Source organism: Paenibacillus sp. SJS-P3, from assembly GCF_056711585.1.
The window spans coordinates 4,076,351-4,088,786 of record NZ_CM160043.1 but is presented as its reverse complement, the minus strand read 5'-3'; the positions used below and the strand labels follow the sequence as shown (position 1 = coordinate 4,088,786).

General features: G+C 62.1%; 11 protein-coding genes. 9 read left to right on the top strand and 2 right to left on the bottom strand.

Translation table 11 applies throughout. The annotated features are described in order from the left end of the window. The 6 genes from AC06G8_RS18860 to AC06G8_RS18835 all read left to right on the top strand — a co-directional run bounded on the left by AC06G8_RS18860 (window position 1) and on the right by AC06G8_RS18835 (window position 7,191). Window positions 1-921 carry an ABC transporter permease gene (locus tag AC06G8_RS18860; RefSeq protein ID WP_480283548.1) on the top strand — a complete coding sequence of 307 codons (921 nt, stop codon included), beginning with the start codon at window positions 1-3 and terminating at the stop codon, window positions 919-921. 203 nt (window positions 922-1,124) lie between these two features. Continuing rightward, window positions 1,125-2,141 (top strand): ABC transporter ATP-binding protein, encoded by a 1,017-nt coding sequence (locus AC06G8_RS18855; RefSeq protein WP_480285468.1) that lies wholly within the window; start codon window positions 1,125-1,127, stop codon window positions 2,139-2,141. 304 nt (window positions 2,142-2,445) lie between these two features. Beyond that, window positions 2,446-4,059, top strand: a complete 1,614-nt coding sequence (locus AC06G8_RS18850; protein ID WP_447664413.1) for a peptide ABC transporter substrate-binding protein — start codon at window positions 2,446-2,448, stop codon at window positions 4,057-4,059. Next, the gene (locus AC06G8_RS18845) at window positions 4,056-5,039 is read left to right on the top strand and encodes a S66 peptidase family protein (protein WP_480283547.1); all 984 of its coding nucleotides are present in this window, start codon (window positions 4,056-4,058) and stop codon (window positions 5,037-5,039) included. The genes AC06G8_RS18850 and AC06G8_RS18845 overlap by 4 nt, the downstream gene beginning before the upstream one ends. Before the next feature lie 35 nt (window positions 5,040-5,074). Next, a complete protein-coding gene (locus AC06G8_RS18840) occupies window positions 5,075-6,181 on the top strand; it encodes a dipeptide epimerase (RefSeq protein WP_447664392.1) in 1,107 nt (368 codons plus the stop codon). Beyond that, window positions 6,178-7,191 carry a C40 family peptidase gene (locus AC06G8_RS18835; RefSeq protein ID WP_447664393.1) on the top strand — a complete coding sequence of 338 codons (1,014 nt, stop codon included), beginning with the start codon at window positions 6,178-6,180 and terminating at the stop codon, window positions 7,189-7,191. The genes AC06G8_RS18840 and AC06G8_RS18835 overlap by 4 nt, the downstream gene beginning before the upstream one ends. A gap of 107 nt (window positions 7,192-7,298) precedes the next feature. On the opposite strand, the gene AC06G8_RS18830 is transcribed toward AC06G8_RS18835, so the two are convergent. Further along, window positions 7,299-8,825, bottom strand: a complete 1,527-nt coding sequence (locus AC06G8_RS18830; RefSeq protein ID WP_480283546.1) for a DUF4179 domain-containing protein — start codon at window positions 8,823-8,825, stop codon at window positions 7,299-7,301. Then, the gene (locus AC06G8_RS18825) at window positions 8,815-9,381 is read right to left on the bottom strand and encodes a sigma-70 family RNA polymerase sigma factor (protein WP_480283545.1); all 567 of its coding nucleotides are present in this window, start codon (window positions 9,379-9,381) and stop codon (window positions 8,815-8,817) included. The genes AC06G8_RS18830 and AC06G8_RS18825 overlap by 11 nt, the downstream gene beginning before the upstream one ends. 269 nt (window positions 9,382-9,650) lie before the next feature. On the opposite strand from AC06G8_RS18825, the gene AC06G8_RS18820 reads away from it, so the two are divergent. From AC06G8_RS18820 to AC06G8_RS18810, 3 genes are read left to right on the top strand one after another with little or no spacing between them, the layout of a single operon-like run. After that, the gene (locus AC06G8_RS18820) at window positions 9,651-9,938 is read left to right on the top strand and encodes a HesB/YadR/YfhF family protein (RefSeq protein WP_447664394.1); all 288 of its coding nucleotides are present in this window, start codon (window positions 9,651-9,653) and stop codon (window positions 9,936-9,938) included. Between the two features lie 28 nt (window positions 9,939-9,966). Beyond that, entirely contained in the window at window positions 9,967-11,100 is a 1,134-nt protein-coding gene (locus tag AC06G8_RS18815; protein WP_480283544.1) for an N-acetylmuramoyl-L-alanine amidase, read from the top strand. 17 nt (window positions 11,101-11,117) lie between these two features. Then, the gene (locus AC06G8_RS18810) at window positions 11,118-12,425 is read left to right on the top strand and encodes a DNA recombination protein RmuC (protein WP_480283543.1); all 1,308 of its coding nucleotides are present in this window, start codon (window positions 11,118-11,120) and stop codon (window positions 12,423-12,425) included. Window positions 12,426-12,436: the final 11 nt, after the last annotated feature.

Genomic DNA, 12,436 nt, shown 5'->3' with positions numbered 1-12,436 from the left:
ATGAGCGTACCGGATTCCCTGTTTGTCCCGATGAACCGCTCCGCCGTGGATGCGGAAGCGATCGTTCGGCCCCGCCTCGGCTTCTGGAAGGAATCGTGGAACCGGCTGCTGGCCAACAAGCTCGCGTTCGCTGGAGCCGTCATCATCATCCTGCTCGCCATTCTCGCTGTATTCGGCCCGATGCTGACGGACCAGAGCTATTCTATGCAAGTCCTCACCGATGCGAACATGAGCCCGTCCGCCGAGCATTGGTTCGGCACGGATGACCTGGGCCGGGACGTATTCGCCCGCATTCTCTACGGAGCCCGCATCTCGCTGTTCATCGGCCTGATGGCCACCCTGATCGACCTCATCATCGGCATCGTGTACGGGGGCATCGCCGGGTATGTCGGCGGCCGCGCAGACAATCTGATGATGCGTTTCGTGGATATGCTGTACGGCGTTCCCTATCTGCTCATCGTCATTCTGCTCATGGTCATCATGGGGCCGGGCCTGCTGACGATCATCGTCGCGCTCAGCGCGACGGGATGGATCGGAATGGCCCGCGTCGTCCGCGGCCAGGTGCTGACGCTGAAATCGTCGGAATATGTGCTGGCTTCCCGTTCGATCGGCTCCAGCGGCTGGCATATCATCCGCAAGCATCTGCTGCCCAACGCGATGGGCGTCATCATGGTGCAGATTACGTTCTCCGTGCCTTCGGCCATCTTCGCGGAAGCGTTCCTGAGCTTCCTCGGCCTCGGCATCCAGCCGCCGCTCGCGAGCTGGGGCGTCATGGCGAGCGACGCGCTCGGCGTCATCCTCTCCGGCCATTGGTGGAGGCTGTTCTACCCGGCATTCTTCATCTCCATGACGATGCTGGCGTTCAATCTGGTCGGCGACGGCCTGCAGGATATCTTCAACCCTAGGCAGAGGAGGTCATGAGCATGTGGAGACGGTCCAAAAAAGCGTCGATATCCCCAGTCGCGGCTCCCGAAGTCCCGGCCAGGGAAAAGGCGGACGACCCGTCGGAGCAGCCTTCCGCAGCCTATGGAAGCCGGACGGTACCGTCCGAAACGGCAGCTAGGGAAAAGCCGGCGAGCCGTGAACCGAAGGAAGCTGAAGACAGGACGCCCGGCAAAACCCTGATGGCCGTCGAAAATCTGCGAGTCAGCTTCCGGACCCACGGCGGAGAGGTGCAGGCGGTGCGCGGAGTCGATCTCCAGCTTCGCGAAGGCGAGACGCTGGCCATCGTCGGGGAATCGGGCTGCGGCAAAAGCGTCACCGCCCGCAGCCTGATGAGGCTGCTGCCGGAACAGACGTCGAAGCTCGGCAAGGACTCGCGCATCGTTTGGAAGGGCCGGGACCTGACGCGGCTCAAGGAAAAGGAGCTGCGGAAGCTGCGCGGCGCGGAAATTTCGATGATCTTCCAGGATGCGATGACGGCGCTCAACCCGACGCTCACCGTCGGAGAGCAGCTGATCGAGAGCATCGCCCTGCACCGCAAGGTGCCGAGATCGGAAGCGCGCAGGATCGCGGTGGAAATGCTCCGCTTGGTCGGCATTCCGAGTCCGGAAACACGGCTGAAGCAATATCTGGGAGAGTTCAGCGGCGGGATGAGGCAGCGCATCATGATCGCCATCGCCGCCTCCTGCAATCCGTCGCTCCTCATCGCCGACGAGCCGACGACAGCTCTCGATGTGACGATTCAAGCCCAGATTCTGGAGCTGTTCCGGATGCTGCAGCAGAAGACCGGCGTCTCCATCGTGCTGATTACCCATGATCTGGGCGTCGTAGCCGAAACGGCCGACCGCGTCTGCGTCATGTATGCCGGCGAGATTGTGGAGTCTGGCTCCGTTCGGGAACTGTTCCGCAGACCCCGGCATCCGTACACGAGGGGGCTGCTGGCCTCGATGCCGCGGCTCGACCGAGACCGCTCTCGCCAGCTCGAGCCGATTCCGGGCACGCCGCCGGATCTGTTTGCGCCGCCGCCGGGCTGCGCCTTCGCGGCTCGATGCCCTCTTGCGATGGAAGTGTGCCGGCTGCATCATCCGGCAGCGACGCAGGTAGGAGGCAGCCATTCGGTGTCCTGCTGGCTGGAGGATCCTCGGGCGCAGCAGGCTCCGCCGTCTTCCGCGGCCGGACGGTCGGCCGCGATCGGCTAGCCTTTCGCTGGGCTGCGGCCGGGAGCCGTTTGTTCCACATCATTTTAGCCGCTTTTTATTCGGAGCGAAGGGGGGACAAGGGGAGCCGCGCCAGGCCTGCGGCAGACAGATTAGAGGCAGGCCGTCTGACCAGATGAGACATCGGCGATATGACTTCGTTTGCGACCTCAGTGGACGCAGCGGGTGGAATGATGATGTAGAAGCGACAGCGATCTTAAGGATCATCCGCCGGCGGAGTGAAGCGAGGCGTGCAACGACTTATATCCCACTATTCGAATAAAAGGGGAGAACCACGACCATGTCCATGAAAAAGATGTCTGTTACGTTGATCAGCTGCGTGCTGCTGGCAGGAACGATTCTGGCCGGCTGCGGAGACGGCAACGATGGAGGAGGCACCGGAGAAGCCTCCGGCAAGATCCTCCGCTACAACAACGGCAAGGAGCCGACTTCCCTCGATCCGCCGATCGGCTTCGACCAGATTTCCTACGACGTGGTGAACAACGCCTTCGAGGGGCTGACCCGCCTCGGCAAGGACCAGAAGCCGGAAGCGGCGATGGCGAAGGAATGGAAAGTGTCCGACGACGGCCTGAAGTACACCTTCACCCTGCGCGACGGCATCAAATGGTCCAACGGCGATCCCGTGAAGGCATCCGACTTCGAATACGCCTGGAAGCGGCTGCTGAACCCCGACACGGCCTCCGACGCGGCCTTCCTCGCTTATCCGATCGTAGGCGCGGAGGAGTACAATTCCGGCAAAGGCTCCGCCGATGCTGTCGGCATCAAGGCGACGGACGACAAGACGCTTGAAGTCACGCTGGCCCATCCGGCGGCCTGGCTGATCCAGATGACGGCGAGCCCGGCCTTTTTCCCGGTCAACCAGGCCGTTGTCGAGAAGGATGCGAAGTGGGCGGGCGAAGCGGCGACGATCGTCGGCAACGGACCGTTCACGATTACGGAATGGAAGCATGACGACGAGCTGAAGATGGTCAAGAACAAGGATTACTGGGATGCATCCAGCGTGAAGCTGGGCGGCGTCACCTATAAAATGGTCAACGATACGAATACCGCCTACCAGCTCTTCCAATCCGGCGAGCTCGACACGACCGGCAGCATTCCGTCCGACATGGCCGACAAGCTGTTCGAAGAGAACAAGGTCAAGGTCGAAGAGGCGGCGGGCACGGCGTTCTATCGCTTCAACGTCACGATGGAGCCGTTCAACAACATGAACATCCGCAAGGCGTTCGCCGAAGCGGTCGACCGCCAGCAGCTTGTCGATCTCGTGCTTCGCCAGAAGCACAAGCCGGCCGTCGCCTTCATTTCCCCGGGCCTCGAGGATGCGGCCGGAGGCGATTTCCGCGAGAAGGGCGGAGATCTGCTGAAGTTCGACGCGGCCGATGCCAAGGCGCTGCTCGCCAAGGGCATGCAGGAAGCCGGCTATTCCAAGCTTCCGGACATTACGCTGACCTACAGCACGAACGACATCAACCAAAAGGTCGCCCAAGCGATGCAGGCGATGTTCAAGGACAATCTCGGCGTCGACGTCAAGCTGGAGAGCAAGGAAAGCAAGGTGATGGTCGCCGAGCAGAAGAAGCTGCAGCTGCAGCTGTCCCGCTCCTCCTTCCTGCCTGACTTCGCGGATCCGATCAACTTCCTGGACGGCTTCCAGTCGGACAATCCGTTCAGCCGTACGGGATGGAAGAACGCCAAGTACGACGAGCTGATCAAGGGCGCTTACCAGCAGAGCGACGAGAAGAAGCGCTTTGAGATGATGCATGAAGCCGAGGCCATCCTGATCGACGAGGCTCCGATTCTGCCGCTGTACTTCTACAACACGGTCAATCTCGAGAGCGACAAGCTGTCCGGCGTCGTGCGCCATCCATTCGGCTTCATCGACTTCAAATGGGCGGAGCTGAAGTGAGCCGTCCGGGCCTGATCCGCCCGCGCAAGCTGCAGCCCGGCGACACGGTCGGAATTCCGGCCCCCGCTAGTCCGGGCGACCGGGAGCAGGCGGAGGCTGCCGCAGGCCATCTGCGGCGCCTCGGCCTGAACGTGAAGCTCGGCCGGACGCTCTCGCTGCGCCGCGGCTACCTGGCCGGAAGCGACGAAGAGCGCGCGGAGGAGCTGAACGGACTGTTCGCAGATCCGGACATCGCCGCCATCATCTGCGCGCGCGGCGGATACGGGACGGCACGCATTGCGGATCGGCTCGACTACGGCATGATCCGGCGCAACCCCAAGATTTTCTGGGGGTACAGCGATATTACGTTTCTCCATTCGGCGATCGGGCGGCTCAGCGGCCTGGTCACCTTCCACGGGCCGATGATGATCGACTTGAAGGAGCTGCCGGATGGCGAGGACGGAGCCGGCCATGCCCGTCCCCATCCGCTTACGCTGGAGGGGTATAACGGTCTTCTCGCCCCGCATAATCTTCACTATACGGAAGAAATCGCTCCCCTTCGGGTGCTGGTTCCGGGCGAAGCGAGAGGCCCGCTTGCCGGCGGCAATCTGTCGCTCCTCGTCAGCACGCTGGGAACGCCGTACGAGATCGACACGAGGGGCAGGCTGCTGCTGATCGAAGACATCGACGAGGAGCCTTACCGCGTCGACCGGATGCTGTGCCAGCTGAAGCAGGCCGGCAAGCTGGATGATGCCGCCGGCATCGTCGTCGGCGACTTCCATAACTGCGAGCCTTCAAAGCGCAAGGAGTCTCTGAGTCTCGACGAAGTTCTGGCGGATTACATCGTGCCGGCCGGCAAGCCGGCTATGGCTGGCTTCCGAATCGGGCACTGCTCGCCCAATATCGCCGTTCCGCTTGGGGTGGAAGCTGTACTGAACACGAGCGGCCGAAGCCTTGTTTTCAACGAATCCGGATTCTCGGACGGCGCAGAGCCGGCTTAGAGCATCCCGCCCAGCCGCATGAGGAGGACAACAGCATGAACATTGAAAGCATACAGGTGATGAGGCAGTCGACCCCTCTCCACAAGCCGTTCAAAACCGCGCTGCGCACCGTGCACGACCAGGAATCCATCCTGGTCCGGATCCGGGACCGCGACGGCCGCGTCGGCTGGGGAGAGGCGCCGTCCACGATCGTCATTACCGGCGACAGCCTCGAGAGCATCGAGTCGGCGATCCGGCTGACGTTCGCCCCGCTGCTCGTCGGGCAAAGCCTGCTCGGATACGAGCGCCTGCTGCAGAGCGTGCACGGAGCGATGGTCGGCAGCAGCAGCGCGAAGGCGGCTGTGGACATGGCGATCTATGACTTGGTCGCCCAGCATTGCGGCTTGCCGTTGTACCAATTCCTCGGCGGCTACAAGGACCGCCTGGAGACGGACTTCACGGTCAGCGTCAACTCGCCCAAGGAGATGGGCGAGGATGCCGCGAGCTGCGTCCGGGAAGGCTTCAACGTGCTCAAGATCAAGGTCGGCAAGGACGATGTGCAGGAGGACATCGAGCGCATCCGCGAAATCCGCAGCCGCGTAGGCGGCGGGGTGAAGATCCGCCTCGACGCCAATCAGGGCTGGCAGGTGAAGGACGCCGTCCGGGCGATCCGCCGCATGGAGGATCTCGGACTCGACATCGAGCTGGTGGAGCAGCCGGTCAAAGCCCACGACATTGAGGGGCTGAAGGCGGTCACCGACTCGGTCCAGACTCCGATCATGGCGGACGAGGCTGTCTTTTCGCCGGCGGAGGCGCTGCGCGTGCTCCAGATGCGGGCGGCCGATCTCATCAACATCAAGCTGATGAAGTCCGGCGGCATTTACAAAGCCCAGCTCATCAACGGCATGGCGGAGCAGTACGGCGTGGAATGCATGGTCGGCAGCATGATCGAATCGCGGGTGGCGGTGACGGCGGCTGCCCATCTGGCGGCGAGCAAAAAGAACATCACCCGCTTTGATTTCGACGCTCCTCTGCTGCTGAGGAGCGACATCGTCGACGGAGGCGTCCGCTACGACGGCCGCGTCATGACGTTCCCGGATGCGCCGGGACTGGGCATCCGGGATGTGCGCGTCGCGGCCAGCCCGGGGGCGGCGGTATCATGAGCGCGGCTTTGAGGGAAGCGCGCGCGGCGGTGCCTGTCGCGACCGTATGGACGGGACCGGGCTCGCCGCGGGAGCTGGATGGTCCGGCGCTGGCCAATCCGGCTGAACTGCGCGGCTGGCTGTCTTCCATGACGGTGGACGACCGCCTGGACCTTTGCGAGAAAAATCGGGTGCAGACGCAGCTGCTCTATGGCGAGCGCGTGCTCGTGGCCGAGGAGAAGGAGGGCTGGGCTCGTGTATTCATTCCGGGGCAGAGCACCTGCAAGGAGCCTCTCGGCTATCCCGGCTGGGTGCCTCTGGCGCAGCTGGCTTTCCCTTCTCCGGGAGCGTTTCCGGACGGAGCCTGCCGAAAGAGCGAGGAGCGGCAGGAAGGGGAGCGGGCATCCGGCCGCTGCGCCGTGGTCACCGCCGACACTGCCTGGCTGCTCGATTCCGACCCGGACGATGCTGGAGGCGGCGCGCCCAAGCGGCTCATGGAGCTGAGCTATCTCACGCGGCTGCCGGTCGCGGAGGATGACGCCGAAGGCTTGACGGTGCTGCTGCCGGAAGGCGGCAAGGGCTGGCTCCAGCGCGGCGATGCCGACGTTGCGGCTGTCAGCCGTCAATCGGCCGGCGGCCGCGGCGATCATGCCGGCCGCTTCATCGTGGAGCAGGCACGCCGTTTTCTCGGCCTTCCCTACCTGTGGGGCGGCATGTCGTCGCTCGGCTACGACTGCTCGGGCCTGGCGTTCAGCATGCACCGGGCGGCCGGCATCGCCATTCCGAGAGACGCCTCCGACCAGGCGCTGGAAGGGCAGGCGGTCGACCGGGAGGACCTGACTCCGGGCGACCTGCTGTTCTTCGCTTATGAAGAAGGCAAAGGGAGAGTCCACCATGTCGGCATCTACGCAGGCGGCGGGCGGATGATCCATTCGCCCCGTACGGGGCGCTGCGTGGAGCTCGTCAAGTTCGACGAGAACTATGAGCTGTACCGCGAGCATTGCGCTTCGCGGCGTTATTGGAACCAATAGGACTTGATGGTCCGGCCTGCTGCCCTTCGGCGGCGGCCGGGCTTTTTTCATCTGCGGAATTTATTGCTGCGGCATGGTGCTCTTGGATTGCCGCTGGATGCATCGCTTTACTTTTGTTTCGGCATCAGCTCCACTTCGATGGGCATTTTTGCGTAGCCGGGGTAATCTTCGACATCGAAGGTGAGCGGCTGAGGATAGCTCTCATTTGGAAGCGGGTAGAACAGAGTCACGGCATCTTTGCTCGTTTCCGATTCGCTTGCTTGGAATCGGTCCGGGTAAGCAAGCTTATGGACGACGCCTTGGCCATCGGTAAACGTATTGGACAGCATATTATAGCCGATGTAGTGGCGATCGTTCGGATCCAAGGCGGTCAATTCCAGAGCCATGACTTGATAATCGGATCGGTAATCTTGAATGGAGCTGCTGCTCCCGTCTATTTTCAGCCTGGAATCCGGAGCTTGAAGCACTTGTTTCTTTTCCGTATCGACGACCACTTTCTGCCCTTTGTGGAACATATAAAACCCATCTGCGTGCAAAGTGAGTTTGCCGGGAGAGTCGAAATAGCTGTTCTGGAACGCCAGGGACATGATTTCATTTCCGAGGAATCCGGTATTATCGATCCATTGCTTGCCGGTTCCGTCGATCAACCGCAGGTTGAGGAAGCCTTTGATCTCCTTGGTATTGGCGGGATCCTTGCGCAGCGTAATCTCCATCTGCAGCGGCGTCTGCCGAGCCCGGACGATCGTGAGCTTCTGGCCTTCGATGGAAAGTGTCTTGTTCAGCTCGTAGGTTTTCGCCATGCCTGCGAACCGGCCGGTGTCGATGTCGAGATCGGTTTCCAGCATGGTCCCATCCAGCTCGGCCTTGAGCGTGACCCGATCCGGCATCGTCTCGCCCTGCTGCAGCAGGACGTCCACGTAGTCCTGAGGCCCTCTCGGCTGGGAAGCCGTTTTCCCCATAGCGGAGTGATTCGTTCGGATGCTTCCCGCAAGCTCTTTTCCCTTCTCGTCCAGGACTTTGATCTTGACGCTCTTTTCCCAGCCCGCCGTCATATTGGTGGTGTAAAAAATGACCAGACGCCGGTCATCGGCGATCAGGGCATCCACCGTGAGCCGTTTTCCCTTATTCTCCACCGTCTTGCCGACGGGCTGGAGAAGGTCCTTGTCAATTGCGCTGAGCAGGGCGGAGTCCTCGCCGATCAGCTTGAGGAAGCCGCTGAGACTGGGAATCTGCTGCAGGGCGCGGGCAAAAGCAGGGGATACCTTGGCGGCGCCGGCCGTAACCAGCACGAGAGCAAGCAGCAGCGAGGCGGCGCCGAGCGACCACCGCTTGCGCCGACGGGGAACCGAGCGGCTCTTGCCTCGATCGAGTCCTTCGCGGATGGCGGCGCGGAGCCTGTCGTCCTCCGGGGAACCTGGTATCGGGACTGTGAATTCTCCCGGTCTCGACAGTCCATTCTCCAAGCTGTCCGCTATTGAGCCGGCATCACCTATCTGACCTTCCTGCTCCACGAGGCTATCGGCTTGGATTCCTTTCGCGCCATCACCGCAATCGGGTTTCATTGCGCCTGCAGCACCCTTCCACCGATCACCTTCCCCCGGCAGCTTTGCATTCCGTCCCGGCTCATGAGCCATTTGTCGTTTCCTCCTTTCCTTTCTCCGCTGCGGCGAGCGCCGCACGCAGCATCTTCAGAGCTTTGTGAAGCCAAGTTTTGATGGTTCCGTCAGGCTTTCCCAGAATGCCGGCGATTTCCGTCAGCGTCATATCCTCCCGGTACTTCAGGACGATGACGTCGCGGTACGGCTGATCCAGCCTTCTCACCGCTTCATCCATATCGAGCCTGCCGTCCGCCTCGGAGGCTTCGTCCGGCAATCGCGAGGCGCCGTCCTGCTCCAGCTGCTCATGGATGCTGCCTGTCGCCTCCATCCGCTTGCGGCGGGCTAGCTCGTCAGAGCATACCCGGATCAGAATTCGCACGAGCCATGTCGTCATGAACTCCGGCTGGCGCAGATGGCGCCGCTTCAGCCAGGCCCGGCATACCGTCTCCTGCACGGCCTCTACTATATCGGCTTCCCGCTGGAGGTATGCCGCCGCGATCCGGTACATTCGCTGCCGCTCTGCGTCCATCAGCTGGATAAATGCCGTTTCGTCTCCTTTTACGGCCGCGGCCGCAAGTCGTGTTCTATCCATGATGGATCTGCGTCCTCCAGTCAGACGCTTCGGCTAGTGCTCAAGGCGCCTGTTCTCAATTCGGCGCGGCTATTCGCTGCGTCCTCATTCATTTCATCCACTATCTATTAGACCTGATGGGAAGAGAAACGGTTTTCCCGATGCTGGATTTTATTTCCTCCGGGTTAGAAACTTTTCATCCGGTGGCCCGATCGGGCTCCCTTTGTTATACTAATTGCAAATCTAGCAAACACTGAATGATAGAGTGGAAAGAAAGGGGAGCCGCCCATATGAAGCTGACGGTCGATCCGGAAGCGGCCCGCTGGTATAAGCAAGAGCTGAATCTGCAGGAAGGCGACCAGCTGCGCGTCTTCGTGCGTCTGGGAGGCTGCGGCAGCGTGCAGCCGGGGCTGTCGCTCGGAATCATGAAGGACGAATCGCGCCGGCCCGGCTTGCGGCAGGAGGAGGAAGGGCTTGTCTTCTTCATGGAAGAGGACCAGCTCTGGTATCTCGACGGAAAGGAGCTTCATCTGCGCTATGACTCCGCGCAGGACGAAGCTTTCATGGATGTCTACTAAATTCTGCAAGCGGAAGGGAGCGCATGGAATGAGAAGATGGCTGGTTGTCCTGCTGGCCGCTCTGGTATTGGCGGCAAGCGTGCCTGCCGGACCGCCCTCGGCCGCGGTTGCTGCGGCAGCGGTATCGTACAAGGTCGCGACCAAGTCGCTGCCTGTCCTCAAGGAACCGGATCGGAAAGCAGCCGTCAAAGGGTATTTGACCCAAGGAGCGACGGTTCAGGTTACGGACGAGCAATTCGGCTGGATGAAGGTGAGCGGACAGGGTCTCACCGGATGGGCGGCGGGCCACTACCTGGTCAAGTCGGCCTCCGGCTCCGGAACGTCGGGCTCGGCATCTAGCGTGTCCCTATCCGGCGCTTCAGGCCAGAAGTCGAGTGTCATCACGGGAAGCGGAGTGCGGGTGCGCAGCGGCCCCGGCACCGGCTATTCGGTCATCGGGAGCGTTACGACAGGCGACCGTGTGACCCTGCTCAAAACCTCCGGGCAATGGAGCAGCGTCAAGACGTCGGGCGGGCTGGCCGGCTGGGTCAGCAGCCAATACATAAGCTCCAGCGGGACTTTGGTGAGCATGGGCGGAGGCAGCGGCCCCGCCGCCGGCAGCGCGATGGGGAGCCTCAAGGGCAAGCGGATCGTCATCGATCCCGGCCATGGAGGCAACGATCCCGGCATGATCGGCACCACGCACAAAACCGAAGAGAAGGATCTTACGCTCAGCACATCCAAGCTGCTCGCCGACGAGCTTCGGGCGAGAGGCGCGAGCGTAGTTCTGACCCGTACGAAAGACAGCGAGAAGCCGTCGCTCCCGGACCGGGTCCGGATCGCGGAGCAGGCGTCGGCGGACGCCTTTGTCAGCATTCATTACAATTCCTCTCCTACCAAGGCTTCCGGCACGCTGGTGTTCTATTACTCCAAGAACAAGGATGTCCCGCTTGCAAGAGCGGTGGAAGGCCCTCTGGAAGGGCTGAGCCTCGGCACGAACGGCATTTCGTTCGGAGACTATCATGTGCTGCGGGAGAACAGCCTGCCGTCGGTGCTGCTCGAGCTTGGATTCCTCAGCAACGCCAAGGACGAGGCGGAGGTGCGGACGGAGAAGTACCAAAAGGAAGCCGCTGCCGCGATCGCGCAAGGCTTCGAAGCCTATTTCGCCCGCAAATCAACCTGAGAGAAGGATAAACGCCCATGAATTATGTCATCCTGGGATTGCAGGCCGTCATTCTGGCTGCCGTCGCGCTGCTCTATATCACACGTCCCAGGAGCCGCTCCGGGACAGACCCGTCGCTGCTGCGGGAGCTGGACCGGATCCGGGACGACGTCCGCAGCTACACGGCGGAGCATGCGGCGCAAGGCCGGCAGGAGGCTGCCGCCGCCGCGCGCCAGAACCGCGAGGAGCTGGCGGCTTCCATGAACGCCATGAACCGCACGCTTATGGGCAACATGAACGACATGGCGCTGCAGCAGAAGCATCTGCTGGACAGCTTCTCTGAGCGTCTGGCGGAACTGACGCGAGTGAACGAAACGAAGCTGGAGATGATGCGCGGCACGGTGGAGGAGAAGCTCCGGCATCTGCAGGAGGACAACAACCGCAAGCTGGAGCAGATGCGCGCCACTGTCGACGAGAAGCTGCATGCGACGCTGGAGCAGCGGCTGGGCGAATCGTTCAAGCTGGTCAGCGACCGGCTGGAGCTCGTGCATCAGGGACTCGGCGAGATGAAGAGCCTGGCGAGCGGCGTCGGGGATCTGCGCAAGGTGCTGACCAACGTCAAGACGCGGGGCACGCTCGGCGAGATCCAGCTCGGCAACCTGCTGGAGCAGACGCTGACGGTGGAGCAGTACGACCGCAATGCCGCTACGCGTCGGGGCAGCAGCGAGCGGGTGGAATTCGCCGTCCGCATTCCCGACAAGCATAACTCCAATCAGTTCATCCATCTGCCGATCGACTCCAAGTTCCCGATCGAGGATTATCAGCGCCTGCTGGACGCCTTGGACGCGGACGACCATCTGGCCGCGGCGGAATGCTCCAAGCAGCTGGACGCGCGCATCAAGCAGGAGGCGAAGTCGATCCGCGACAAGTATATTGATCCGCCGAATACGACCGACTTCGGCATCATGTTCCTGCCCGTAGAGGGCCTCTTCGCAGAGGTGCTGCGCCGCCCCGGCCTGTGGGAGCAGGTTCAGCGCGAGTTCCGGGTCGTCATCGCAGGACCCACGACTCTGACCGCGCTGCTGAACAGCCTTCAGATGGGCTTCCAGACGCTGGCGATCCAGCAGCGCTCGAGCGAGGTGTGGCAGGTGCTCGGCGCCGTGAAGACGGAGTTCGGCAAGTTCGGAGATCTGCTCGACAAGACGCAGAAGAAGCTGCAGGAGGCAAGCAACTCCATCGACGCGGCGGCGGTCCGTTCCCGCGCGATCGAGCGCAGGCTGCGCAAGGTGCAGGAGCTGCCGGCCGGAGAGGCTCCGGACCTGCTGCTGGAGGCCGCATCGGAATGAGGAGGCTGCCG

Excerpts from the sequence above, each read along its gene's own strand:
- AC06G8_RS18860 (WP_480283548.1), top strand. The coding sequence starts at position 1 with ATGAGCGTACCGGATTCCCTGTTTGTCCCGATGAACCGCTCCGCCGTG.
- AC06G8_RS18855 (WP_480285468.1), top strand. The coding sequence starts at position 1,125 with ATGGCCGTCGAAAATCTGCGAGTCAGCTTCCGGACCCACGGCGGAGAG.
- AC06G8_RS18850 (WP_447664413.1), top strand. The coding sequence starts at position 2,446 with ATGAAAAAGATGTCTGTTACGTTGATCAGCTGCGTGCTGCTGGCAGGA.
- AC06G8_RS18840 (WP_447664392.1), top strand. The coding sequence starts at position 5,075 with ATGAACATTGAAAGCATACAGGTGATGAGGCAGTCGACCCCTCTCCAC.
- AC06G8_RS18835 (WP_447664393.1), top strand. The coding sequence starts at position 6,178 with ATGAGCGCGGCTTTGAGGGAAGCGCGCGCGGCGGTGCCTGTCGCGACC.
- AC06G8_RS18830 (WP_480283546.1), bottom strand. The coding sequence starts at position 8,825 with ATGGCTCATGAGCCGGGACGGAATGCAAAGCTGCCGGGGGAAGGTGAT.
- AC06G8_RS18825 (WP_480283545.1), bottom strand. The coding sequence starts at position 9,381 with ATGGATAGAACACGACTTGCGGCCGCGGCCGTAAAAGGAGACGAAACG.
- AC06G8_RS18820 (WP_447664394.1), top strand. The coding sequence starts at position 9,651 with ATGAAGCTGACGGTCGATCCGGAAGCGGCCCGCTGGTATAAGCAAGAG.
- AC06G8_RS18815 (WP_480283544.1), top strand. The coding sequence starts at position 9,967 with ATGAGAAGATGGCTGGTTGTCCTGCTGGCCGCTCTGGTATTGGCGGCA.
- AC06G8_RS18810 (WP_480283543.1), top strand. The coding sequence starts at position 11,118 with ATGAATTATGTCATCCTGGGATTGCAGGCCGTCATTCTGGCTGCCGTC.